Origin of the sequence: Nostoc sp. XA010 (assembly GCF_020829625.1) — a bacterium.
In the GTDB taxonomy this organism is placed as follows: Bacteria; Cyanobacteriota; Cyanobacteriia; order Cyanobacteriales; family Nostocaceae; genus Nostoc.
On record NZ_JAIVFX010000013.1, the window covers coordinates 93,561 to 117,904 of the forward strand.

The following is a 24,344-nucleotide window of genomic DNA, read 5'->3' on the forward strand; positions in this document are numbered from 1 at the left end:
ACCAACATGAGAGTCATTGTTAGAGTCACCGAAAAAATTATTAGTGAAGCTCACATCCATATCCCCGATGGGCTTTCAGAATCAGGTATTAGGCAGCATATTGTAGACCGCTATAACAGTGGCGAGATGCTGACTGATATGAACATTTTTCAAGTGGATTTTGAATCAATCAGCGCTCTTGTTGTCAAACAAACGGGAGAGAGCTTATGACTGTTGCACAACTGCTGACACCACAACCGTACTTTCCTAAATCTACAGGAGAAATTGTTGGTAGACATCCATTAAACTTTTACGAGTCTCCTTCATGGTTCACAACTGAACTACTGCGCCATGTTCCGTTATCTGGTGTCATTGGTGAGCCTTGCGTAGGAATGGGGGCGATCGCATCATTACTTCAGGCGTGGCCACACACCAAGCAGATGTGGACGAACGATATTGATCCACATAAATCGACTGCTTACCATCTGGATGCAACACTATCCGAGTCATGGGCTAAGTTTCCCGATTCTGACTGGATCTGCACCAATCCGCCATATTCGGAGTTCGCATCCCCAATTATTAAGAATGCCTACCGTAAAGCCCGTGTGGGTGTCGCCGCATTCCTTTTGACCAGCTTTCTCGAACCCTGTGATGATCGGGCAGATTTCTTACAGCAGCACCCGCCGTCGCTTGTACTGATTCTGCCGCGCTTCTGTTTTCGCAAGGATAAGAGGGGTACTCGTTGGGCTACCGATAACGTTACCATCTCGTGCTTTGTGTGGGACAAGCGCGCAACTACACAGCAAATTATTATTCGTCCCAAATCAGAAATTATTGGGTTTTACAAAAATCCAGAACAGGCTATTTCACAAGAACGGGCTATTGAAATCGTTCGAGCAATCGCCAAAGGAGAATTATGAAACAGATGTCGCTTTTTGATGAACCTACCATAGTTTTACCAGTCAACTATTATCCAGAGTTTCTCACTCTTACTGAAGCTGACGCACTCTACCAACATTGTCAACAACTGCAATGGCAACAGAATCAAATACGTATGCTGGGTAAAACAATGCCTGTGCCTCGCCTAGAGTGCATTTATGGCGATGAAGGCTGTGATTACCTCTACTCTAAAAGCGTACTACTCAAACCACTACCTTGGACAGACGCTCTGGCTAAGTTACGCAACAGAATCACCGCAACTGCTGGTTATAACTTCCGCATCGTCATCGGCAATCAGTACAGGAGCGGACAAGATTCGATAGGGTGGCACAACGACAGTGAAGCTTCGATGGGATTTAACCCAGCGATCGCCTCTGTCAGTCTGGGTTCAGTAAGGAAATTCCAAATCAAGCCCATCGGGGGTAAACCGACTGACTTTTGGCTGGAGCATGGGAGTCTGCTGGTGATGCTTCCAGGCTGTCAGAGTACTCATCTGCATCAAGTTCCGAAGACCAATAAGGTGGTTAGCACACGGATTAATCTAACTTTTCGACCGCACGTTGGGGGTAAAAGGTAATTCGTTCTGTCTGTAAAACATTATTGTATCTTCCAAATATCGAATTCTATTAGTCAGATTGAAAAATTTTTGAATGTATTACATCCCAAAACATCAGTAGGGGGTTCTTATGAAGTTAACCGATTATTTAATAGACCTTGGTAATTCTGTTGCTTATTATCCAAAGCTAGCTGAAGTCACTGGTGGCGTTTTACCAAATTTGTTTTTATGCCAAATGTATTACTGGCTGGGTAAACAAAAAAATCCTGAAGGTTGGATTTATAAAACTCAAGCCGAGATTGAGAAAGAAACTGGACTGACTCGGAAACAACAAGAAACAGCCCGAAAATTTCTTAAAGCCAGAGGATTACTCCAAGAAAAATATACTGGATGTCCCAGACGCTTAGAGTTTTGGTTGGATAAAGATGCTTTAAATCAACGTTGGTCAGCTTTTATGAGCAATCTTGAGCTACCAATTGCGAAAATTACTTCATCTTGGACTCGCAGAGCAAAAAAATCTCAGGATGACGCTAATCAAAAACCCAGCATAATGCCCAATTCGGACAATATAGACAGCACCAATAGTGCAATATGTAATGACCAAATAGAGCAATATATATTGCCCCAATCATCCAGTACAGAATGCCCCGATAGTACAGGCTATAATGCCTTTCTTGGACATACTGTAATGCCTCTTTCGGACAATCTATCTATATATACAAAGAATACTTCAAAGATTACTTCAGAGATTACACACAATGCGCCCCTGGCTTCGCCACCCGCGCCCCCCACCCATGAAAGTGTGTGTGAAAAAGAAGAACTTGATTTAACAACGGAAGAAATTGAAATTGAAGAACCAATTCCAGAAAAACCAAGCTTAGAAGAATCAACCCCAGAAGAATCAACCCCACAACAACCCACTTCGTTGTCAAAAAATTCCGAGTCTTCGCAACAAAGCGATAATCCCTCAAGAGGATCAACTATTGCGGGCGGGTGGTTCGAGAAATCCGAACAATCGAATAAGCCGCAAATAACCTGTCCCTACAAGACAGCCCGGAACGTGAAAGAACTGATTGATGCTTGGTTAACAGACCCGACTGCTATGAGTGATGATTGTGTGCCCCTGCTTGTTAGAGACTCAATCAAGTGGAATCGCTGGGTTTTACCTTGGCGCAATGGAGAGCGAAAACTAAATAACTTGTACCAGAACTTCAACCCGGTAGTCGTGGATTTCCTAGCACAAGAATTAGCCACTAAATCGAAACGCTCCGCACGACAGGAAATAGATCATGCGATCGCAGTCATGAACACCTGGGAAAAAACCAAAGGTGGGTGGACGAATTTGAATCAGCGTTACCAGCAAGCTCAGAGTGCCGAAACTCAACGCCTTGCCCAACAGAAAGCTATACAAACGGCTCACACTGCCCCTAATGAGTTGAGGGCAGTACTCCCAGAAATCAGACAAGCGCGGAGATTTACGAAAATAGCATAGGAGAAAAAGCGATGTTTTCACCAGATTTTGCCTCAGATAACGTAATTTCAATGCCTAACCACTTACCACCCCAGGCGATAGAAGCTGAAGAAGTAGTACTCGGTGGCATTTTGTTTGACCCCGAAGCGATCGCTCGTGTAATTAAGATTTTGCAACCAGAGGATTTTTACGTTGGTTCGCACAAGAACATTTACCAAGCCGCAGTGCGATTGCACCAGTCTCAGCAACCAACGGATTTATTGTTTGTTACCAGTTGGCTTGAATCTCATGGACTGTTGCATAATGTTGGCGGGAGAAATAAACTTGCGTCTTTGCTTAACTCTTGCGTGTCAGCAGTTAACATCGATGCCTTAGCAGAGTTAATTCGAGAAAAAGCGCAATTGAGAGCGGTGATCCAAACAGCTTTACAAATGGCACGGGAAGCGATGGATGCCCCCTTAACTGAAACTACTGCCACTTCAGTCATCGAAATGGGACAACAAAAGCTTTTAGAGTTGCGCCAATTAACTATGCCTTGTCAGATGAAATTAATGGCTGACATCATCCCCGATGTTTATGCCGAGATTGAATTGGCCAATAACGGTGAAGATGCGATTGAGGTGAATGTCCCCACCGGATTCTACGATTTGGATTCGGTAATTGGCGGGATGCCCTTCGGTGCTTTGACCGTTGTTGGAGGTCGCGGCGGAATCGGCAAGTCCACCTGGGCATTAGATATTGGCATTCGGGCTGCTGCTAGCGGCTTAACAACTGCTTATTTCGCTTTAGAGATGTCTGCCTCACAAATGGTCAAAAAGACTCTCTCAAGGCTGGCAGCGCCTCATGTTCCTGCTGACCTACTTTTTAAACGCAATGCACTTCGGGAATCTCACTGGAATCCTTTAGCTCAAGCCTGTGCTGAGGGGATGGCGCTACCATTTTGGTTGAATGACAACCCTGTAATCACCACCTCACAAATCAAGGGTGATTTACAAGATATACAAGCTCGTTGTGGGTCAGTCAGTTTGGTAATTGTGGACTATGTGCAGTTGATTGAACCAATGCGCCGGGAGCGTGGCGAAAATCGTGTACAAGAAATAGACTCAATTTTAAAGCAATTAAGGGCGATCGCTAAACAATTCAATTGCGCTGTCTTGGGTTTAGCACAGTTAAAAAGAGAAGTTGATTCACGTTCCGAAAAGCGTCCAACTAAAGCAGATTTTCGGGAATCGGGAGGATTTGAACAGGAAGCTGCTGTTATGTTGGGTTTGTATCGGGAAGATTACTACGACAAACAGACCACCCAAAAAGGCATTTTTGAAGTTTCAGTTTTGAAAAGTCGATTTAGTAGTGAGACGACTGTTAATCTCTTATTTGATGAACGATTTGGACAGTTTAAGAATTTAGCTAAATCCAATTATTAAATACAACAGGAGGGAGCCTGTACATTGTAAGTATTTATGCAATTATCACTCCAGCGATGGAATCGGTCAAAAGATATAACACTTAAAAAAGTACTGTTGCTTTAGTGTAAATCCAAAAGGAGGAGAAGATTATGATGAAAATGAATTTTCTGACCATTGACAAAGTAAAAAAATCATTGAGCTTGCTAAGAACCAAATCTTCATTGAAATAAGGATAAAAAAATTGAGTTACGATAATACTGCCAAGTACTTAGCTGAATTGTATCCAGCCGAGTTTGCCAAGTGGTTGCTACCAGATAAAAATACAGAAGTTACAGTACTTAAAACTGAACTTTCAATAGAGCCAATCCGCGCAGATTATGTCACATTTTTGCAAACAAGTAGTCGGATTTTGCATATTGAGTTTCAGACTCTCCCCAAATCTAATCCGCCAATTCCTTTGCGGGTATTAGACTATTACGTGAGGTTGAAACGGCAATATAACACACCAGTAACCCAAGTCGTGATCTTCTTGCAACAAAGTAGTGACCCTATTGCATTTACTGAAGAATACACGGATGAGTTCACAAGTCACCGTTATCAAGTTATACGGTTATGGGAACAAGATTCAGCTTTTTTTCTGAATAATCCAGCGCTATTGCCTCTTGCCCCTCTAACTCGAACTGATTCACCTGCCGCTTTATTATCCCAAGTAGCTCAAAATATCGCTAAAATTCCAGATAGGGATGAAAGGCAGAACATTGCTGGATGTACAGAGATATTTGCAGGTTTAAGGTTTGAAAAAGATTTAATTCGTCAATTTTTACGGGAGGATATTATGCAGGAATCCGTTATCTATCAGGATATTTTACAGAAAGGTAATAAACAAGGTGAAGAACGTTTGATTCTTCGCCAATTAAATAGACGTTTTGGTGAGATTGATTCATCAAATATTGAAAGAGTTAGAGTCTTGTCTGTTGAACAATTGGAAACTCTAGGAGAAGCATTATTAGATTTTTCCTCAGTTGACGATTTAAGAGTTTGGTTAGACCAACAACCAAATAATTACTAATACTTCGGCTACGCTCAGTACAAGTTTATAGTTCGTAATTCTTAACTATGAATTACGAACTACGAATTATGAATTACGAATTAGATTTATAGTCTCTGCTCTACACCAACATTAACTAACTCTAATCTGCTCACACTTCATTAATGATTAGTTGATAAATACAAAAAAGCCGGAGGGGTATGGACGCAATCCTCGGCTTTCATGAATCAAAGAACATACGACTATGATTGTGTATTACATTCAATGTTTCCTGACTATTAGGGATAGGTCTTACTCTCCCAAAAGGAGAAGTTTTATTTTATCAAAAGATAGAACTGAATTTTGATAGTAGAAATCGTGAATAAAATACAGAGTTTTTTAAAAAGTAATAAAAGGGATTACCGCCACAAGAAAGCAACGGAGTCCAATCAAAGCCACATCCACATCCGGCAATTGCGGCATTAGACGCATACATTCAATTACTGGAGTTTTAAAACACCATGAAAGCGTTATCCGTTCGTCAGCCTTGGGCATGGGCAATAATTTATGCTCTTAAAGACATAGAAAACCGTGGCTGGCCCATTCATTATCGCGGCGACATTCTGATTCACGCTGCAAAAACCTGTACTAAAAAAGAGTACCAGCTAGCGAAAGAATTTGGCCATTGCATGGGGGTAGTAATCTCAGAACTAATCTCTCTACGTCGCGGTCAAGTTATTGGCATTGTCACAATAGTTGACTGCCAATTTTCACAAGTTGCGTCTGGCTGGGGAATGGCTGGGCAATACCACTGGAAGCTGGAGAATCACGCGAGAGATTACATCGATTCCTTACATTGGACAACTGGGAATTTTTGAAGTGCCTGATGATTTGGTCATGGAGGTGGCTGCATGACTAAAACAGTAATAGCTAAGTTATCTGCAATACCCGAAAAATTCTTAGAGGATGACCTTGAAGCCGCACAAATTCATAGTCAAGAATACCTCTATCCGCACATTAAAAAGAAAAAATTACTTCACGAAACTGAAGTACATCAAACACCTTCTGGTTCTACTGCACCAGCGAACGTTACGTTATCTGCGACACCCGAAAAATTTTTAGAGGACGACCTTAAAAGCATACAACTTCATAGCCAAGGATGCCTATATCCGTACCTCGAAAAGAAAAAGCTACTTGATGACTCAATAGTTTTTTACCCACGAGTTATAGGCCAACGTGACCCAGACAACCCGATTCAGTGGCGATGGGGATATAACTGGGAAGAACGAGTTGATGAAGTTTGGAAAGGACGAAGTATCGGCTCAATTCCCCCTGGCGCTGTCCCAATGATTCGTCTAATGCAACAGCAGGGGGCAATTAGGGAAGATATTATCGCTTTTATCAAAAAAGCGAAAACCAAAAAGCCATCACCGAAATTAGATGTCTGCAAAAATTTTGATAACACAAAATTAAAACCAGTTCTGCCAGATGATGCGCCAATTTCTGTAGTACTATTCGCTGGTGGCGGCGGGATTGAAGCTGGGATGCTACAGGCTGGTATTCGCCCAGTTATTGCAGTGGAGTTTGACCCAAGTAAACCAGAACTAAGTCGGGCGATCGCCAAAACTCATCACCACAACTTCAGCGAGTATGGCTGTAGAATAATCCAGCTAACAGTGCAAGAAGTAGCGCAGTCAGGATTTCTAGGTTTTCCCCGCCGCCCCGATTACCTCCATGCCTCCCCAGTATGCGCCAACTTCAGCCAAGCCCACACAGCTAAAGCGGGTAAGGGTATTGAAACGGCTGATGATCTGACGGCTGCATTGGCTGTGGCAGAAGCCATTCGACAGTTGCAGCCACGGGTGTTTACGCTAGAGAATGTGCCGCGCTATCAGAACAGTCAGAGTTTTATCATCATCCTAGATGCTTTGGAGCAAGAGGGGTACTCGGTCAACTACAGCGTGGTCAACATGGCTGATTTTGGACTGCCCCAGGCGCGGCGGCGGTTAGTCCTGATTGCAAGTAGAGGTTTTGGCGTTGCTTTACCCGCTTACAGAAAACCAATAGGTTGGTACGATGCTATTGCCCATCTCATTCCTATGATGACCTATTCTCAACTACTCCCCAAACAACAGCAAGCGGTAGAACAATTTCTGACGGCTAACGAACCAACGCCATTGCTATTAGAGAGAGTTGGGGGGCGCAACGGAATGAAGTACAAGCCTGGGCATCTACCCTGTAATACCATATTGCGATCACATTTCACAGATCACAAAGGTTGCAACCGAAGCAAATTCGCTGATATCTGGTTGCCGGATGGTACGGTCAAATCTCTGTCTATTGAAGGGGCTGCAATCTTGCAAGGGTTTCCCAGTTGGTACGAGTTTCCCAATGAGACTGCTACGGCTGGGTCAATCATCGGCTACTCTGTACCACCCAGTTTCGCAACAAAACTATTTATATCTGCACAGAGCAAATTATTAGGAGCGACTGTATGACTAACCTTGTCCAAAACCTAGAACAGTGCTGGTACACTTCCCCGTCTTGGGGTCAACAAATCCCGCCCGTGCTAGTCAGTCTGTTAGAAGGAGTGTACGTGGAGTCTGCCAAAGCTACAGTCTGAAAAGTGGTCGCATGAGGCGATTGTAGGTAGGGTGTTGACTTTGTGGGAAATTAAGCCAAAATTTTTCATGCAATTTCCGTGTCGTTATTTTAGGCAGAAAACACGGTTCTTCTCTTTGAAAGCATAGATTGACCGAAAACTTGATCGGACCAAGCTTCAAGATCAACATACCGAACTGTTTCTAAGGCAAGTTTTACAACAGATCCTGTCAACTTCATAGTAGATAAAGAAATGCTCAAAATCATCTGACCTATCTGTTTAAAAGGACATCGAGAAGAAAACTGTTTATATTTGCCAAAAAGCGATTCAATCACATCAGAAGTCGCAAGAATTGTCTGTTCTGAATGAATTTTAGAACTTTCAATTTTCAAATAATCTATAATTTTTAGTTGAAAATTAACTAGACAATTGGCTCCCATTGTTAATTGCTGTAACTTCAAGACGCTGCTTAATTTTTGATTAAGCCCACAAGTTTTAAGGTGAGTCTCTACAGTTCGAGTCATTTGAACCATTTGGCTCCAAATACTAAGCGGCTCTTGATAATTGATTAACCATCCTAATTTGGATTTTAATTTTTGTCTCAAAATGGCAGGTTCAATATTTGGTAACAGTTCTACTATTATGTCTATTGGAGAATCTAAAAGTTTAATAGCCCAATTAATCAGCCTTTCGATATTGAAATAACGACATTGAGAACGTTGAGATGGTGGAGATAAAAATGATAGCTCTGTTTGTTGTAGTTGTTGTCGGCATCGTGTACATTGCTCGATGAAAGACTGATATTTTTCATCGGCTACTAGCTCATGCTTGAGCAATAAAGCCATTGCATGAGTCACATCATACGTATAAATCACTTCTGGGTAATTCTCTTGGTACAGCTTGATACCTTTTTGGATATCACTGCCGTGATCAGCTATTATTTGTAATGGACGACCAACTTTTGAAGTTAGCTCAGAGAGCTTCTGCGATATGTATTCTCCCTTAGTGGAGTACATAATTTCCAATGCAAGAAGTTCTATATCTTGATGTCCTAATCCTCGTTTTAAAGGAAAAATTTCTGATTCAAGTAGTTGTTGTGGAACCCCCAAAATTACCAGAGCTTTTTCTGCCCCTAGTTCTACAGTCAAATCTACAATAAAGATCCAATCACTTCGATATTCTTTTTCTCTATTGAGTTCGTACAGACCAATTCGCCCTAACCATTTTCTAATACTACTAAAGCTTGGAGTACCCTGGTTACAAAAATCAGCGTACAATTCAAAAGTCTTTTCGACTCCTCGCAAACTACTGCCGCACTTGATAACTTGTTCTAATGATATTTGAATTGTTTCGACTGAATAATGATGTCCCTTCGCTACCTTGTCAAGAGCCTGTCCACTTGTTTGCAACTTAGTTAGAGTGTTTGTAATTAACTCTTTTTTTTTCCCTCGCTCGTCTCAATGTTCTGTTTGAGTAGCTTTGATTCAGCAATTTTTGCTCTGCTTTTCCAATAGTCTCGTGAGGTTGATAGATCTCTGACTTTTATTTCTAATGCTCTGAGTTTTTTCTGTTTTTCCAAAGCTCTCTCTTTCCAATTGTCTCGACCATTGCGAAACAATCTTGCTAATCGGCTGGTTGGGCTTTTAAACTCTTGCATTAACTTCTATGCAGCTACGTACTTCTTGCATGAAAATTTACCACTTTAAAACCCTCAGAGTCAACACCCTAGATTGTAGGGCGGTCAAATCTGCGACCGGGGCGTACGCATAAACTCACGCGTTGTACCGAATTCGGGGCAGAATCCGGGCTTTGACTTCTTGCTTTCATGCTGAAGTGATGATCCAGCGAAAGCAGATCGTGATTAGAAAGCTACTGGCTAAGTTTCCACAGTGGGAGACTGCGATTGTGGATGGGGTGTTGGTTGATTGGGAAAGATAAAAATAATAGTGTGCAGCTAAATGACTTTACCCTTAGATTCAACAAGTCGTTACAGCATTTTATATTCCCTATCTCCCCGAAAAAAACTGCTCTTTTATTGTTAGCTCGCTTGTATTGTTTGATTTGATAATGTTAAGATTCAAACCAAGTTTTGAATTGTATAGCAAATAAAAAGCATTTAAATAGCAATGAAGCAGCAAATAAAGAGCAAGAAGGTAGCGCCTTCTTCGTCCTCACATTCTAAGCCAGTTTTACTTGAATACACAATTAACGGTAATATTCAACCCATTAAAAAAGAATATGAATTACTTGTCATAGCTTGTGACCCCAGGAATTTGTATAACATTTGTGATTACACTGCTGAAGAACGCGCTATATTTGACAAGTTAAAAAACTTTACATTTCATACCTCACTACTTAAAGTCCAAATCAATAATCCAACTACCCAGCAAATAACATATCCTGGCATCTTTGCTCCGAAAGTATTGGGGCAAATGGATGGAAGTATTTATGCATATCGTAATGAATCCGCCAAGCAATTTGGATCTAAGGTTGCGAATGAGATGGCGTATAACTTGGTAACTGTCTACCAATTGCAAGGCGAAGCAAACCCACCATTGTCCTCCAATGAGTTTGAAAAAATACTTAACCAGCAATTGACAAACAGCGACTGGTGGCCATTCTCTACCGAATACGAGGTACTGAAAACCTTTACTACGCCTTACTTTGATCACTTTTCTAATGAGGACTTGTTCGAGGAAAAGTTACCTTGGAAGATTCTGAATTTGCAAGGTAAAAATAAGACTTTGTATGTGCATGGATTCACTTGTTTTGAATCGGTCTTGCATTGCTGGGATTACGCCGAATTAGTACTGAATTTTGTCGGCAGTGCAGAAAAACCTTTACTAACTGAGTTTGACGCGCCTATTGTAATCCTGGGTGCTGGTGTTAGCGGTCTCTTGTTTGCCACTAGGCTAAAGAGGTTGGGATACACGAATATAGAAATTCTGGAATCAACCGACCGATACTGTGGAAAAACCTATACCATTACTGAAGAGGAACCTTATCCAGGCGGATCACCAGAGAATACGGTCTGTGAGTTAGGCACATGTTATTTATCGCCAGCCTACGATCACCTGGTTGAGGATCTGAAGGAATTTTTTGTGGACAACGCTCAAATTAATTTCGCTAAAGGTGAACCGAATTTTAGAGGGATTGTCATCGAAGGGGAATTTGAACCGCCTTATGTTCCTAATGAGGCGATTCTTTCACAACAAGGCTATATCCTTTTGAAGGCTAAAGCTTTACTAAATCTCGATCCAAATGAACCGCCAAAGGTTGTAATGTCTTATATTGCTTTGGCACTCGCCAAGTACAGCGTCCTTCATTGGAAAATCATGGGTTCACAAACGCCAATGCCACTGCACCCACCAGAGGAACTGCGGGATAAAACGTTTTATGAGTTCTTGGATGAAAACGGATTACTTTCCCTTGTAGGCATGATCCAGTATATGTATTCTGTGCAGGGGTATGGTGTAATCACAAATATCCCCGCTTATTATGGCTTAACCTGGATCACACCTATCGTTATCCAAACGATTCTGCTCGATAATTTCGATCCAGAAGAAATACCCGTTGTAACTGGATTGGAAAAGGGTTGGGGCGCTCTTTGGGAGCAAATAGTAGAACAAGGAAAACTTAATATTACCTATTTGGCGAAGACTACATCCATTAAACGTCTGAACCCATAAGTACAACTAATCAACGGCGCTTGCTTCTACAACATTGAATGGCACTCTCCGGCTTCAACACTAGGGCGTGTTTTAAAACTAAAACTATAGCCAAAGAATGATAGAAGCGAGCGTCAACATTGCAAGATAGTTATCAGCTTTCTTTTCATAGCGTGTAGCAATCCGACGAAATTGCTTTAAACATTGGTGCGATCGTATTGGGGGATAGAGCATTTTGCGCTTATGCTGATTTGATTTCTATTAAAAATAGAAATTGTGATGCAGTTTTTCGGAAACATCAAGCCCGAAAAACCACGATGCGAAAAGGTAAAATAATTGGGTCAAGTGATAAGTTAGTAACTTGGTATAAGCCTAAGAAATGCCCACAGGGATTGAGTAAACATGAATTTGATGCTCTACCTTTAACCATAACTGTACGAGAGATTTATTATTACTCCCGAACGCCCCGCAAGAAGTGAGGCACGAGTCCGTAAACGCCGCCCAAAAGCTTACCCCTTAATGACCAAACCCCGGCACGAATTACGAAAGCAGTTGCAAACTGCTTAACCCACAAGCATTTCGGCTTTTCTTAGTGCCATTCGACCATGAGTGTATCTTCTTTAGATGAATCAAAAATTAATGATTTAAAAGCCTTGAGAGCAGCAGTACAAAATATGCGTTCAGATTGGGCATCGTTTCAAGGTTTTATGGCAGAAGGACTATTAGGACGCAAGTTAATTTCCCAAAAAGTCTATACTGCTGGTTCGTTCATGTTACAACGATTTATTACTGACCTCAACCCAAAGGAAGAAAATCATATTGGGGAAGCGATTATTCGAGAGAATGGTGAATTGGAGTATTTGAAAACTTATCGCTTATCAGGAATGCAGACTCGCCGAGTTTATTTGCTGAGTCAGTTAGCGAACCATAATTGGAATTTGGATGCTACAGCTAGTAAATTGGGCAATACACGAGAGGAATTTGTGCTGCGTTTAGAGAAGGTGGGTTTTGGTTATTTGCTTAATGCAGAAGTACGACTTGCAGCACTGAAAAAAATCAAGGGAAAAAGGTGATGAATGGTATATTATCCTGATTAATTTGAATAAACTATATACCATTCATCACTCCAATAGCCGACATCAGCAAGACTTTCGGCAACAAGAGAGAGAATCGATTGGGGAGACGATGGAAGTCGGGGATCTATTTCCATCTATTACCCAAAATGGAATAATTTTTTATAAGACTTTGTATATTTGCTTTTTTCGAGTAAATATACGTGTAAAGTTTGTATGGTACTTAGATTATGGATGTTATCAAAGAAAATTATTTATGAAAAGCATTGAAGTAGACCTCAAAGTAGGTCAACGAGATAATTAGTTTTTAAATCTTAATAATTCCCTATAGTTCTAAATTGTAATAACTTTAATAACAGAGGTATTAAGTATGGCTAAAAAAGAGCTAATCAACGAAAAGCTTTACGATCTGGCAAGAGCTGATGAATTTGTTGGGCAACGAGCAAAATTGCTTGGAATTTCCCGCCGCCGTCTAGTGCAATTATTAGCGGCTGGCGCTAGTGCAGCGACTGTCGGGCTTTTACCTTCACTTGGTAAGACCAACAAAGTTCAGGCACAGACAGCTAAACCCTCACCTATTATCAAGCCAACCCCACCAGAGTTTTTCGTTCAAAATGGCAGTAATTTGGAAATGCGGTGGGAAGCCTTATACGGACGAGGATATCTCATACCAACTGCCATGTTTTTTGTCCGCAATAACAATCCGACCCCTAATATCGATCTAGCAACCTGGCAGTTAAGGATTGAAGGCTCCGGCGTTGAACGTCCGCGTACATTTACTTACGATGAAATTCTCTCTATGCCTTCAGTTTCGGTGATCCGTGCCATTGAATGCGCTGGTAATGGCACAATACCTTAGCCAAAATAAGAGGATGAAGAGAGAGGGCTGATGTGGTAGAGTTATTGTCTTTGTATAAATTTCCAAGCTTGGGTGCGATGGCAAACTTTGAAGAGATAGGGCTGCCGTAGTAGAGTTATTGTCTCTCACAACGACAACTCAAACACTACAAGCAGCCCATGCCCGATATCTTATCACTGTTACAATGCCTGCTACCGCAGATCAACGCGACAACCATGCGACAATTTAACCAAATAATCCTGGCTATGTTAGCGATGAGCGGACGAGTCACAATGTTGGGGATCTCTCGTTGGGCAGGCGCTGGTGGTAGTTATCGGACGATGTTGAGATTTTTTCATACAGTAATGCCTTGGGCGACGTTGTTTTGGCTATTTTTCCGCAAGCATTTATTCCGTGCGAATGAGGTATATTTGCTTGCAGGAGATGAAGTTGTAATAAGTAAATCAGGGAAACAAACTTATGGGCTGGATAGATTTTTTTCTAGCCTGGTTAGTAAACCCATATCAGGGCTATCTTTTTTTACATTATCATTAGTCAGTGTTGAGCAAAGGCGCTCGTTTCCAATTCAGATAGAACAGGTGATAAAGAGCGATATAGAAAAAAGTAGCCCGTCACCAACCAAAGAAATAAAATCGCAAGAGAAACGTGGGCGTGGGCGACCAAAGGGGAGTAAAAGCAAGAATAAAACCCAAGTAATTCTCACATCAGAATTACTCCGAATTCAGAAAATGATTAAGTCGCTATTTAAGTTATTAGCTAATTTTATTCCCCTTAGTTACTTAGTGTTAGATGGACACTTCGGGAACAATAATGCCTTGCAGATGGCTCGTCAAGTTAACTTGCATATAATTTCTAAGCTTCGCTATGATTCGGCATTATATATACCTTATCAACACCCTGACCCCAATAGTTCCTCTCGTCGTAAATACGGAGATAAAATTGATTACACTAACATACCTGACAAGTATTTATGTAAAAGCAGCATAGAGGATAAAATCCAAACTAATGTTTATCAATGCACTCTCCTTCACAAGGAATTTGCCCAAGCATTGAATATAGTTATTTTGGTCAAAATCAATCTTAATACTAATGCTCGTAGTCATGTGATTCTATTTTCTAGTGATCTAAAATTGTCATCTGAGAAAATAATTGACTACTACAAGTTGCGCTTTCAGATCGAATTCAATTTTCGAGATGCCAAGCAATTTTGGGGATTGGAAGATTTTATGAACTTAAGTCAAATTGCTGTAACTAATGCTGTTAATCTAGCATTCTTTATGGTCAACTTATCCCATCATCTTCTCGCGGATTTTCGTCTCCTTAATCCCGACTCCGGCATTCTTGACCTTAAGGCTCACTATCGTGGTTTTCGATATGTCCATGAAATTTTAAAAATGCTTCCCGAAATGCCTAAGCCTATTTTATTAACCCAGATTTTTGCCAAGCTTACTTCTTTAGGACGTATTCATCCCGTTTCTACAGGCATTGAACCCTCGTAAATTGGCTAAGGTATTGAATGGCAGAAACTTCTTTCAAAAGTCTCACAGTAAAAAGATAGAAGGTACTCCTTGGAATCTAGGAGGTATAGGGGTGGCTGAGTGGACTGGCGTTTTGTTGAGCGATGTGTTGAAACGAGCAGGACTCAAGCCTACAGCCCGTGATGTTATGCCTGTTAGCCTAGATGAAAAGAAAATCCAACGTCCTTTCTCCATTGAAAAGGCATTAGAAGAAGATACCCTGTTAGTCTACGCAATGAACGGAGATATTCTTCCTATTGATCACGGATTTCCGATTCGGGTCTTAGTTGCGGGCTGGGTGGGGATTGCTCACACCAAATGGGTTGGTAGCATTCGGGTTTCAGAGACACCCCTATTTTCTGAATACAACACAAAGAAGTATGTCTTAATTGGGGAAGACTATCCTGTTTCAGAGGACTTGAAAGCCAAAGGAGTCATGGGACAAATCTTGAGGGAGCAGAAAGTTAAAAGTGCCTTTGAATTACCTTGGGATGGTGAAATAGCAACTGGAAAACGTCTTGTTCGCGGACGTTCCTGGTCAGGTGAAGGGAAAATTACTTTTGTTGAAGTCAGTTTAGATGATGGTAAAACCTGGAGCAAAGTCAGTCTACGAGAACCCAATATTACCAAAGCATGGGTGCGATGGGATTTAGAATGGGATGCACGTCCAGGTCGCTATGGTTTACGTGCTCGCGCCACCGACGATCAAGGCAATACTCAACCTGACAAGATTCCTTTTAATAAAGAAGGTTATAGCCATTGGGCTGTCGTCACCCATCCAATCAAAGTTGTCTAAAAGGCAATAGATTAAAACAGAGCTTCAGACCAAACAATGACAAATCAAGGGTTTTGAGAATTTCTTATCCCGAACTCAGGTTAATTATTTACGCCGACCTACTTACTTCTGATTTTGTCTTTTTGGCAGAGCGATCGCTTAGAGCCTGTCAAGAAACAACTTTTACAATTTGCCACCTAAAAAGCTTAATGTGTTATTAGTCCCTAGTAGTTCACAATGCAAATATTGACAGGCATAGATTGGGAAAGGGATAGGTTTAAAACCTTTACCCTTTTCCCCTCTGTCAACAAGACTTTGGCGGACTACTATTAACCATTAGTCGTCTGCCTAGTTTGAGATTGCAATAAAGCACTATTTAAGGTAAAAATCAAACTGATTGTTGCGATCGCACCTATGCCAAACAGAGGAGATGGTTCGGGAATCGGTTTGGCAATAGTATAACAATTTGCGGGCAAGGAACCCCCATCAGGTACGTTGCCATCAAAAACAAATGAGACACCTGGAGTTCTTGTATTTTCTATAAAAACTTGCGTAGCGCCACCAGGGTAGCAGGTACTAGGAGATTGAGGCCCAGCAATACCAACATAGACATCCAATCCTGCTGGCAAGCTTACTCTTTCTCTCAATTGCGCTAAATTTGGAGGAGGACCAAAATATTGAGCTAGAGCTAGTTCTTGAATTGCATCTAATGTAGTTTTAGCATTACTACTGTCATAAAAATTAGCTGTTAAATATCTGCCAAAACGATAAGTATTATCATTATTGTAATAGCGATAATAAGTCGTTTCTTGCGTTAGGGTTTGTTTTGTGCATTCCGAGTCAAGAAAAGACGTAATAACGGTAGCTTGATCCTCAACGGAGTCGGGCATGGGACAAGCCGCAGATGCAGGAGTTTGCCCAGCCAAAATTATGAATGGAGAAAGGCCGACAAGCGTCACTCCACCTACCCAAACACGACAATATTGCTTGTTCATTAAGAGAATTTTTTGTTGAAATTCTCGAAGATTTTATCAACTTCGTTTTTTTGTGTCAATTAAAACGTCATCAGGTATTGTCAGCACACACTTAATTAATTTAACTATGGCGCACCTTAACTGCTTTGAGCCAAGATATTAAGCCGTTAATTGCCATCAACAACAAAATTACATAAAGTAAAGCAATAAATTTTACTTTTTTAATGTCATATAACCAGATGCCAAGAATATCAACTACAATCCAGTAATACCAACTTTCAATTCGCTTATGCGTCATTAGCCACATAGCTGTAAAACTCATAACTGTTGTGAGTGCATCCAAGTAAGGAAAAGAAGCTTGCTCTGGAAATATTGCTGGCAGTATTATATGAATCTGACTCATCAATGCTCCCATGACAAAAGTTAGGGCTATTGTGACTGAAGCTGCCAAAATAATTTCGCGTCTTGGGCTATATCGAAGATTTAAAACTTCTCCACTATCTAGCTTGGATGTACTCCATCGCCACCAGCCATAAACACTTATACCCAAGTAATAAACTTGCTCTACCATGTCGGAATACAAGCGAATCTGGTAGAAAAGCACCATGTACAGTAAGACACTAACTATTCCTACAGCCCAAGTTAATATATTTCTTTGAGAAATTAGCCATACTGACCATAAATAAAAAATCGTTCCGAGAAACTCGATATAACTTATGGGATAACCCAGAATATTGAAGGCAATATTATTAACACTCCAAAACTCAAGCATATTATGTTAGTTTTTAATAAAATAAATCTAATAGGTTATGATACTTTTGGTATCGATTCAATATCTTGCTAACAAAATCAATGCGTGTATTTAAATCCCCACTCAGAATAAAAAAGGGAGTTTTTCTAAGAATTAGATCGTTTTTAATTTGTTTTTGAAATATGCTACGATTTATCTCTCCAGACCGATCCCATGTATCATCATAAGGTATATCTGCATCGCAAAGAAAAACTAAATCATAGCGAGATACAGCCTGATGTGCTAGTTCCACTAAATCTGGAGCAACAGTTTTATGATAGTACAAAGAAAATTGATAAGTTGTTAATGCATTTGTATCTGTAAATAAATATTGGTTCGCTTGTAACAACAAGTTTTCTTCACGTTCTAAATGTCCTTGTGCAATTTCTACAAGTTGAGACAGCGACAGCCTTCTATTTATTTGATGTTTTTCCCAATATTCCCGCCCATATTCTGGCATCCATACGGTTTTATACTCTTTTGCTAATCGGGATGCAATAGTCGTTTTTCCAGTTGAGGGCGCACCCAGAAACACTATATTAGTAATTAAATCGCGGTAAACATCAGGATGTAAATAATCTCTAAAAGCATAAGGTTCTTTTCTGACTTTTGTTCCAGAAATAGGGAAAGTTTGGCGATCTCCGTCTACTAATCGATTAACGGCTCCTAATGCAAGGCTTACGTGTTCGCCATAGAATTCACTACAGTAAAAGTGCGTAACCTTTTTTGATTCTAATTTTTTCCGTATATATTCTTCGTGCTTTTTCTTAATTTCAAAGCTATCACCAACTTCTGTTGGCCCATCCCATGCTTCAATCACCTCAATTTGAGGATACAGTGTTCGTAACCATCTAGCCCGAACTGTTAAGGGAATTGCTGTTACCTCTGGGCAATCATAAATCATCACTAGCACTTCATTCATTTCTGCTAAAGCCGTCTCAATCACAAATTGATGTCCTTTGTGAAGCGGTGCAAACTTACCTAGCGTGAGTCCACATTTTCTGCCCATAGCTTCCTATTATCTTGGCTAATGCAAACTATGAAAAACAAAAGACCATTCGCTATATTTGTCCTTGAATAGTTTTTCTCAATTCAGTACGGCTGCGATTCGCTTTAAACCAAAAAGCCACACAAAAGATAACTAGCATCAATATAGGCATCCCTACAAATAATGCAGCCATGTGATTAGGCATAGCACCTGCCAATGTTATGGGAATAATTGCACTATACCAGCAGAAAAACCAGAATCCTAAAAACGCCATCACAAAAGGAGGTAGGCTCATTTGTATATGAATCAAGGTTTGATGAGATTGTACTTCAAAGCGCCCTCGAATTACTGGTAAAAACGAGTTCCGATAGTGAATTATGCGGCTGATTTGAAAGCCTGACTCAGAAATACTTCCTTGATAGGGGGCATGTTTTGCATAAAATCTGAATGTTTTCGTAGGTTCAACTAAAGCATTCAGCCTTTGCAGAACTATAGGCAATGGATCAGTTGTCAAAATTGTAAAGCTATCATAAGGTAATACTTTCATGTTGATTGAGGCTTGCGGGGCTACAAAAAGGGCTAGGATGCAGATAGAATAAGCCTCATAGCCCTCTCTCCTTGCTGGTAGTACTTACGCTTATTAGGATTTAATGTCAATAATTCAGCGACTAATTCATAAGAATTTTCCATAAAATTGACCCAGTTAGCTCCATATAATCCAATATAAAAACTACTATGACGGCGAACTGTCCGCCCCAATTCTTTAATTCGTCCAACATATTTTTGAACACCCATGCGTTTAATTTTTTGACCAGATATAGTTGCAGCCGTATAGGCAAGTGAGATTAGTAATATTAGAGAAATTAGCCGTTTTCCTGATGCATTAGTATCTTCATGCGTTATAACCACCGCTTTTAAAATCCCTAAACATCTCCTCAATATCAAACCGTTGTTTATAAGCTTTAATAGTAGACTCTAAAGTATCAAAATTAGTGAGAATAAACCAGCCCTCCTCTGGCGCAACTCCAAAGCGTTTTCGCTTCCATTTACCCGCAAGATTAAAAGTAATAAACCCTGTAGCTTTTGTATATTTAATGCCTTTATAAAAGAACGAGACTCCAGGTCTGACTTTTCACGGGATGTGGAAAAGGGGATTGGTTCGCGATGGCTTATCGCGAACCAATCCTTTGAACTTAAGATGATTTGCGTCCTCTAATATAAGGTGCTTGTAGTGTCGTATTTTGGGGTGCAAATGAAACTATTAGAAGCGAATCCGTACCATAATTGTGATTTTGGTGACAAACGTCTGACCAACAGAGCAGTTTTAATTGCGGAGGCTTTAAAAGTAAAATATGGTCATCCTTTATCAGAAATATTTCAAAGCGCTAGTGACCTCAATACGGTTCGGTTAAGCTCTAAGCGGTATTGAGAATAGAAAAAGTGAGTGTTCCTAATTTAGCTCCTTGCCCTCTATGTATCGGTTTCTTGGAAGGAAATTTGGCTCTAGTTTTTTTGACTACGCGAGGATTGCTTCGACCTTCAGGTTCTGGTATCTGCTCATCCAGAATTTCTCTTACAAGCCAGGTGAAAAAAAAGGAAATTCTTCGGTTTGAAGTCGCTGAAATTTAGGAACAGCACGACGGACAATGTTCAGTGTGCCAGTAAAACTTAATCTTAAGGGGGAAATATGAGTGGTTTGGGCAACCTGACACATAAGTGAACGCACAGCCCAATGTCCAAGCAGCCAGCCATAAACTTCCTGAACAACTTCACGAGGATTGAGAGAACGAATTAGAGTTTTGCGCCCTAAAAGATGGACTTTGAGTTCATCAATGGTACTTTCCACTTCCCAACGTTGGTGATATTCAGTTGCCAACAATAAAGCGGGAAACAAGGAAATATCCGTCAAGCTGGTAATTAGACGGTAAATTTGCGGTTGGTCATCAGTATCAATGGTGTACTCAATAACTCGCACCATGATTTTTGTACAGCCTTTTTTCTTCGATTTACCATCAGGAGCAATCCAAGACAGATAAGAACCATCTTCCAGGACTTTCTCGACTGGGAATTTTACATTTTTAGGTACTCGTCCCAAATAATTACATTTTTGTCTAAGAGTTGCTTGTACCATTGTGTAGGAATGTAAGCCTCTATCCCACATCAACAACATTCCTTCTGTCACAGACCGCAGTAACTTTTTAACTCTCACTCGCTCACCTATCCGGTACGGACACATTAAAGCATCAACAATTAAATGTGTTCCAGTTTCAATTAATAGTACTAGGCGTACTTTGGGGAAAGCCGCTCGCGTTCCTGGTCGTGTTCCTGGATATCCAAAAACTCTGGCATTCGATTGCGTATCCGGGACATCGAAAACTGTTCCATCTACTGCCATCACTCGCAATCCCTCTAAAAAAGCACCAGGGGTCTCAATTGTTGCTAGCGGTTTCACAATTAGATGAAATAGACGGCTCATCACCCCTGCTCCGACTCGCTGTCGTGCTTCTGTTATTGATGATTTACAGGGTATTCGCCAATATTTCCCCATTCTCACCCACGCTTCACTTAAGCCATCCACAAGATTTTTCAGAACCGTCCTCATTGATGCTTTTGACCACAAGCTCATCGCAATCACCAGACAGATCACCAGATGCGACGGTAAAGCCCGCCTCCGTTCTTCATTACTCTGTGTCTGTGCGATCGCACTCGAGATTGCCTCTGCTGGAATAGCTGTTTCTAACGCTTTGAGTACCGTACCTGATTCCACTACAGGCGAGATCAGTGAAAATTCTTTAAGTTGCATTCAATCTCAGTACACTTGGGTGATAACCCTCAGTTTATCTGGTTTTTAGCTTAACCGAACCGTATTGCTAGTGACCTCAAACGCGGTTACGAATTTTTTTCTAACCCTAAAACTACTTTTAACAAGTTGACTCAACCATCTTTTAAACAAACGGCACAAGAGATTTATGGCATACCAATAGTATTAGCGGTAGGAGATACTACTTATCTGGATTATAAAAAAATCTTAGAAAAAAGAGATGATTATGGGCCTACAGGTAATGGTGGAAATGGACTAATTTTACATAGTTCTTTAGCACTAGACCCAGACTTTGGTCAGCCACTAGGACTATTATGGGAAAAATTGTGGCATCGACAGCACAAAGTATCTCCACCACCAGGAGAAACATCTCCGGCAAAAAAAAAGCGATTAAAGAAAGAACGTTTAATCGCCAAAAATAGAGCTTTTAAAGAGAAAGAATCTTATCGATGGGTTGAAGCTTTTCAGAAAGTAAACAAATTATTTAAAAATTTAGAAATGCCTGATGGTGGGCTACTCACAAGAGTAATCCATGTCTTTGACCGTGAAGGAGATATTGCAGAAGTATTTGCACTTCAACGTAAAAATAAAAATACAGGTGTAGTTGTCAGAGCCGCTCACAATCGTTGTTTATCAGGAGAAAACTCTTATTTATGGGAGTATGTAACATCTCAAAAAGTGCAGTTTGTAAAAGAGGTTAAATTACCTGAAACTAAAAAGCGAAAAGAAAGAACCGCAACTTTAGAAATCAGGTATTGTCCAGTATCAATAAATCCTCCTTCTCGATTAAAAAAGTCAGGTAATTTTAACGTTTACGCGCTCTTTGCGACAGAAATTAATGTGCCAGACGGATGCGAACCAGTTACGTGGATGCTACTGACAAGTGAGTTAGTAACAACACAGGCAGAAGCATCTCAAATCCTTCGCTGGTATACGTATCGCTGGCGGATAGAAGAGTATCACAAAATACTAAAATCTGGCTGTAAAGCGGAAAGTTACCGCTTGGCAGGGGCTGACTTTTCACGGGAAATCCTCAAGCCCCGAAAAAGCGTGACTTTTTCCACAACCTAATTCTCAATAGCTTTAAGTTAATGAAAATAGCTAACGGAAAAATCAGGGCTTGCCAAACCCTTAAAATGACCTTTTCCACATGCCGTGAAAAGTCAGTAAAGCTTACAGGGATGAAGAACTGGACTTATAATTTGTTGCTACGGTCAAATAATTCGTCGCTCTACAAGTATTTCAGCTTTTCTTAGTGCGATTCTATTATAAAGTTATTGTTAATCTATTAGCTGTTAAATAAAGATTTATTAAATATTTGCTTAACTTTCTTAACTTTCTTAACTGTCCTTGCATTTTCATTCAAATTTTGAAATATTGAGAACGTTCAAGTCTACCCAGGTTCCTCAATTCAAAATTCTGTATTTTTCTTTAAAGCACATTAAATGTTCTTGTACTAAAATGGTTGTGTTATTAAAAGCTTTAGTAGCATAACCTAAATCTTCTAAGCTTTATGATTTCTCAATAAGTATGAATATTTAATTTATATCTAAAACTTAATTTTTATTTTTAGCTTTATTTATAAAAGATTGTCTACTTAACAATCTTGTTTGTAAGCTTGATGCACCATCCCAACTTATCAATTTAAAAATGAAGCAAATCGACGATGAAAAAATTAAGTGCCATGATGCTAAAGCTTATAGAGTGATTAATTTTTGTGATTTGGAAACGAAAACTAATTTTTGATTGGTGACTAATTTACCTGTGGATGGAGAAGCATTTGTTGACGATCATGAGATTCAAGATATTTACCGATTATGTTGGGGAGTTGAACTGTTGTGGAAATTTTTAAATATGCATTTGCAACTTGACAAATTAATTACCAAAAAGGTCAATCTCAAAGGAGCTAATATTGAAGAAGCTATTAAGTAAAACTTGTATATCTTTATCTAACTTATTCGGAATTAATCTCACGATTAGTGCCAGTAAAAAAGTTACTTTACTCGCTTATGAAATTGAAGTAAATCTAGCAGAATTACTACAGTTTATTATAGGTACTTAGTAAAACAAAATGACTATTTCAAAAATAGCTAATCTAGAACAGCAAAATCAAAAACAAGCTTTATATGTTGGTAAAAATTCATCATCTGGGCCAAATCCAAAAAAGCTGTTTAGTTTAAAAGTGATTGAATATTTGTTACTAGCGGCTTTTGTCTCATCTGGAATTTTTATTATTTCCTACCCATCAGATAAAACAGTTGTAACCACTGGAGTAATATCTTTAACTGTTTTATTTTTCTTATTGCTAATTAACAGACAGTTAGTTCAGGACGTTAATAAATCTGTTAATCAGTTCGAGATTACTAGAAAAGCTCAACTGTATACTTATCTGTTGAATAATAATTCTTGGAATACAGGGTAGTGGTAAATATGTAGTAAAACCTGATACTTTCTAACTCAAATTATTCATTTTTAGGTAGCTATTGTAATTTTGACTTATATTTAACTGACTGATTGAATAGACAAAAATACTAGAGAAATAGTCGGCGTTTACATTGGCGATGCCTACGGCGGCAAGCTACGCAGTGAAGAAGGTGCTAAAAGGATTATGGAATTCTCTGCCACCAGTTTATCGTCAATGTGCTGAATGTTCAACAGATTTTTGGGCTGCTTATGCAAACGTTATTCCTCACAAACGTCATCAGGCAGTAGGGAAGGAAAGTGGCAAAACCAATCATATTGAACGCTTTAATAATACAATGTGTCAAAGAATTTCTCGTTTAGTCAGAAAGACTTTATCCTTCTCTAAAAAACTAGATAACCACATTGGTGCTATCTGGTATTTTATTCATCATTATAATTCTTGCTCTTGTGCCTAAATTTATTATCACTACATATT

At 40.0% G+C, this 24,344-nt stretch carries 23 protein-coding genes and 4 pseudogenes; 19 read left to right on the plus strand and 8 right to left on the minus strand.

The features are described 5' to 3' along the window. The first annotated feature begins 6 nt into the window (after positions 1–6). The 9 genes from LC608_RS19790 to LC608_RS19830 all read left to right on the plus strand — a co-directional run bounded on the left by LC608_RS19790 (position 7) and on the right by LC608_RS19830 (position 8,001). On the plus strand, positions 7–210 hold the full coding sequence (locus LC608_RS19790) for a hypothetical protein (RefSeq protein ID WP_229555139.1): 204 nt from the start codon (positions 7–9) through the stop codon (positions 208–210). Beyond that, a complete protein-coding gene (locus LC608_RS19795) occupies positions 207–899 on the plus strand; it encodes a hypothetical protein (RefSeq protein ID WP_229555140.1) in 693 nt (230 codons plus the stop codon). The genes LC608_RS19790 and LC608_RS19795 overlap by 4 nt, the downstream gene beginning before the upstream one ends. Next, a complete protein-coding gene (locus LC608_RS19800; protein WP_229555141.1) occupies positions 896–1,495 on the plus strand; it encodes an alpha-ketoglutarate-dependent dioxygenase AlkB in 600 nt (199 codons plus the stop codon). Before LC608_RS19795 ends, LC608_RS19800 begins: the two co-directional genes overlap by 4 nt. Before the next feature lie 109 nt (positions 1,496–1,604). Further along, positions 1,605–2,966, plus strand: coding sequence for a hypothetical protein (locus LC608_RS19805; RefSeq protein ID WP_229555142.1), 1,362 nt, complete (start codon positions 1,605–1,607; stop codon positions 2,964–2,966). Positions 2,967–2,977: 11 nt separating this feature from the next. Next, positions 2,978–4,369: a replicative DNA helicase gene (locus tag LC608_RS19810; RefSeq protein ID WP_229555143.1), complete on the plus strand. Its 1,392-nt coding sequence runs from the start codon at positions 2,978–2,980 to the stop codon at positions 4,367–4,369. A gap of 223 nt (positions 4,370–4,592) precedes the next feature. Further along, positions 4,593–5,420, plus strand: coding sequence for an Rpn family recombination-promoting nuclease/putative transposase (locus tag LC608_RS19815; RefSeq protein WP_229555144.1), 828 nt, complete (start codon positions 4,593–4,595; stop codon positions 5,418–5,420). Positions 5,421–5,899: 479 nt separating this feature from the next. Beyond that, positions 5,900–6,256: an ASCH domain-containing protein gene (locus LC608_RS19820; protein ID WP_229555145.1), complete on the plus strand. Its 357-nt coding sequence runs from the start codon at positions 5,900–5,902 to the stop codon at positions 6,254–6,256. 33 nt (positions 6,257–6,289) lie between these two features. Beyond that, a complete protein-coding gene (locus tag LC608_RS19825) occupies positions 6,290–7,876 on the plus strand; it encodes a DNA cytosine methyltransferase (protein ID WP_229555146.1) in 1,587 nt (528 codons plus the stop codon). Then, positions 7,873–8,001 carry a DUF1392 family protein gene (locus LC608_RS19830; RefSeq protein WP_229555147.1) on the plus strand — a complete coding sequence of 43 codons (129 nt, stop codon included), beginning with the start codon at positions 7,873–7,875 and terminating at the stop codon, positions 7,999–8,001. Before LC608_RS19825 ends, LC608_RS19830 begins: the two co-directional genes overlap by 4 nt. Positions 8,002–8,090: 89 nt before the next feature. Here the strand turns inward: LC608_RS19830 and LC608_RS19835 are convergent, their stop codons facing one another. Continuing rightward, positions 8,091–9,257 carry a hypothetical protein gene (locus LC608_RS19835; protein WP_229555148.1) on the minus strand — a complete coding sequence of 389 codons (1,167 nt, stop codon included), beginning with the start codon at positions 9,255–9,257 and terminating at the stop codon, positions 8,091–8,093. An 849-nt stretch (positions 9,258–10,106) separates the two neighbouring features. Here LC608_RS19835 and LC608_RS19840 point away from each other — a divergent pair. Further along, complete coding sequence (locus LC608_RS19840; RefSeq protein ID WP_229555149.1) at positions 10,107–11,669, plus strand: FAD/NAD(P)-binding protein; 1,563 nt, start codon at positions 10,107–10,109, stop codon at positions 11,667–11,669. Between the two features lie 84 nt (positions 11,670–11,753). Here the strand turns inward: LC608_RS19840 and LC608_RS19845 are convergent. Next, a pseudogene (locus tag LC608_RS19845) lies at positions 11,754–11,849 on the minus strand (IS5/IS1182 family transposase); the annotation flags it as partial. Between the two features lie 404 nt (positions 11,850–12,253). On the opposite strand from LC608_RS19845, the gene LC608_RS19850 reads away from it, so the two are divergent. From LC608_RS19850 to LC608_RS19865, 4 genes are all read left to right on the plus strand, one after another. After that, on the plus strand, positions 12,254–12,721 hold the full coding sequence (locus tag LC608_RS19850) for a hypothetical protein (protein ID WP_229555150.1): 468 nt from the start codon (positions 12,254–12,256) through the stop codon (positions 12,719–12,721). A gap of 370 nt (positions 12,722–13,091) precedes the next feature. Then, complete coding sequence (locus tag LC608_RS19855) at positions 13,092–13,580, plus strand: molybdopterin-dependent oxidoreductase (RefSeq protein WP_229555151.1); 489 nt, start codon at positions 13,092–13,094, stop codon at positions 13,578–13,580. A 158-nt stretch (positions 13,581–13,738) separates the two neighbouring features. Further along, the gene (locus LC608_RS19860; RefSeq protein ID WP_229555152.1) at positions 13,739–15,079 is read left to right on the plus strand and encodes a transposase; all 1,341 of its coding nucleotides are present in this window, start codon (positions 13,739–13,741) and stop codon (positions 15,077–15,079) included. A gap of 1 nt (position 15,080) precedes the next feature. Then, entirely contained in the window at positions 15,081–15,893 is an 813-nt protein-coding gene (locus LC608_RS19865; RefSeq protein WP_229555153.1) for a molybdopterin-dependent oxidoreductase, read from the plus strand. 308 nt (positions 15,894–16,201) lie between these two features. On the opposite strand, the gene LC608_RS19870 is transcribed toward LC608_RS19865, so the two are convergent. The 5 genes and pseudogenes from LC608_RS19870 to LC608_RS19890 form a co-directional block, all read right to left on the minus strand. Next, positions 16,202–16,867, minus strand: a complete 666-nt coding sequence (locus LC608_RS19870) for a hypothetical protein (protein WP_229555154.1) — start codon at positions 16,865–16,867, stop codon at positions 16,202–16,204. A 100-nt stretch (positions 16,868–16,967) separates the two neighbouring features. Beyond that, complete coding sequence (gene pnuC, locus LC608_RS19875) at positions 16,968–17,618, minus strand: nicotinamide riboside transporter PnuC (RefSeq protein ID WP_229555155.1); 651 nt, start codon at positions 17,616–17,618, stop codon at positions 16,968–16,970. A gap of 13 nt (positions 17,619–17,631) precedes the next feature. Then, positions 17,632–18,645 carry an AAA family ATPase gene (locus LC608_RS19880; RefSeq protein WP_229555156.1) on the minus strand — a complete coding sequence of 338 codons (1,014 nt, stop codon included), beginning with the start codon at positions 18,643–18,645 and terminating at the stop codon, positions 17,632–17,634. Between the two features lie 52 nt (positions 18,646–18,697). Continuing rightward, positions 18,698–19,171: a hypothetical protein gene (locus LC608_RS19885; protein WP_229555157.1), complete on the minus strand. Its 474-nt coding sequence runs from the start codon at positions 19,169–19,171 to the stop codon at positions 18,698–18,700. A gap of 32 nt (positions 19,172–19,203) precedes the next feature. Continuing rightward, a pseudogene (locus LC608_RS19890) lies at positions 19,204–19,747 on the minus strand (IS4 family transposase); the annotation flags it as partial. A gap of 129 nt (positions 19,748–19,876) precedes the next feature. On the opposite strand from LC608_RS19890, the gene LC608_RS37590 reads away from it, so the two are divergent. Continuing rightward, positions 19,877–20,053, plus strand: a complete 177-nt coding sequence (locus LC608_RS37590) for a transposase DNA-binding-containing protein (RefSeq protein ID WP_374108414.1) — start codon at positions 19,877–19,879, stop codon at positions 20,051–20,053. Positions 20,054–20,197: 144 nt separating this feature from the next. Here the strand turns inward: LC608_RS37590 and LC608_RS19895 are convergent, their stop codons facing one another. Beyond that, the gene (locus tag LC608_RS19895) at positions 20,198–21,337 is read right to left on the minus strand and encodes an IS4 family transposase (RefSeq protein ID WP_229555209.1); all 1,140 of its coding nucleotides are present in this window, start codon (positions 21,335–21,337) and stop codon (positions 20,198–20,200) included. A 153-nt stretch (positions 21,338–21,490) separates the two neighbouring features. On the opposite strand from LC608_RS19895, the gene LC608_RS19900 reads away from it, so the two are divergent. The 4 genes and pseudogenes from LC608_RS19900 to LC608_RS19915 all read left to right on the plus strand — a co-directional run. Next, entirely contained in the window at positions 21,491–22,516 is a 1,026-nt protein-coding gene (locus tag LC608_RS19900; protein WP_308189899.1) for an IS4 family transposase, read from the plus strand. 615 nt (positions 22,517–23,131) lie between these two features. After that, positions 23,132–23,341 (plus strand): annotated as a pseudogene (locus LC608_RS19905) (IS4 family transposase); the annotation flags it as partial. 175 nt (positions 23,342–23,516) lie between these two features. Beyond that, entirely contained in the window at positions 23,517–23,867 is a 351-nt protein-coding gene (locus LC608_RS19910) for a hypothetical protein (RefSeq protein ID WP_229555159.1), read from the plus strand. Between the two features lie 96 nt (positions 23,868–23,963). Then, a pseudogene (locus LC608_RS19915) lies at positions 23,964–24,324 on the plus strand (IS1 family transposase); the annotation flags it as partial. Between the last annotated feature and the right edge of the window lie 20 nt (positions 24,325–24,344).

Bases quoted from the DNA above. Each gene is read 5' to 3' on its own strand.
- LC608_RS37590 (WP_374108414.1), top strand. From the start codon at position 19,877: ATGAAACTATTAGAAGCGAATCCGTACCATAATTGTGATTTTGGTGAC.
- LC608_RS19825 (WP_229555146.1), top strand. From the start codon at position 6,290: ATGACTAAAACAGTAATAGCTAAGTTATCTGCAATACCCGAAAAATTC.
- LC608_RS19790 (WP_229555139.1), top strand. From the start codon at position 7: ATGAGAGTCATTGTTAGAGTCACCGAAAAAATTATTAGTGAAGCTCAC.
- LC608_RS19820 (WP_229555145.1), top strand. From the start codon at position 5,900: ATGAAAGCGTTATCCGTTCGTCAGCCTTGGGCATGGGCAATAATTTAT.
- LC608_RS19885 (WP_229555157.1), bottom strand. From the start codon at position 19,171: ATGAAAGTATTACCTTATGATAGCTTTACAATTTTGACAACTGATCCA.
- LC608_RS19880 (WP_229555156.1), bottom strand. From the start codon at position 18,645: ATGGGCAGAAAATGTGGACTCACGCTAGGTAAGTTTGCACCGCTTCAC.
- LC608_RS19860 (WP_229555152.1), top strand. From the start codon at position 13,739: ATGCCCGATATCTTATCACTGTTACAATGCCTGCTACCGCAGATCAAC.
- LC608_RS19800 (WP_229555141.1), top strand. From the start codon at position 896: ATGAAACAGATGTCGCTTTTTGATGAACCTACCATAGTTTTACCAGTC.
- LC608_RS19870 (WP_229555154.1), bottom strand. From the start codon at position 16,867: ATGAACAAGCAATATTGTCGTGTTTGGGTAGGTGGAGTGACGCTTGTC.
- LC608_RS19855 (WP_229555151.1), top strand. From the start codon at position 13,092: ATGGCTAAAAAAGAGCTAATCAACGAAAAGCTTTACGATCTGGCAAGA.
- LC608_RS19840 (WP_229555149.1), top strand. From the start codon at position 10,107: ATGAAGCAGCAAATAAAGAGCAAGAAGGTAGCGCCTTCTTCGTCCTCA.
- LC608_RS19850 (WP_229555150.1), top strand. From the start codon at position 12,254: ATGAGTGTATCTTCTTTAGATGAATCAAAAATTAATGATTTAAAAGCC.
- pnuC (WP_229555155.1), bottom strand. From the start codon at position 17,618: ATGCTTGAGTTTTGGAGTGTTAATAATATTGCCTTCAATATTCTGGGT.
- LC608_RS19795 (WP_229555140.1), top strand. From the start codon at position 207: ATGACTGTTGCACAACTGCTGACACCACAACCGTACTTTCCTAAATCT.
- LC608_RS19805 (WP_229555142.1), top strand. From the start codon at position 1,605: ATGAAGTTAACCGATTATTTAATAGACCTTGGTAATTCTGTTGCTTAT.
- LC608_RS19810 (WP_229555143.1), top strand. From the start codon at position 2,978: ATGTTTTCACCAGATTTTGCCTCAGATAACGTAATTTCAATGCCTAAC.
- LC608_RS19830 (WP_229555147.1), top strand. From the start codon at position 7,873: ATGACTAACCTTGTCCAAAACCTAGAACAGTGCTGGTACACTTCCCCG.
- LC608_RS19910 (WP_229555159.1), top strand. From the start codon at position 23,517: ATGACTATTTCAAAAATAGCTAATCTAGAACAGCAAAATCAAAAACAA.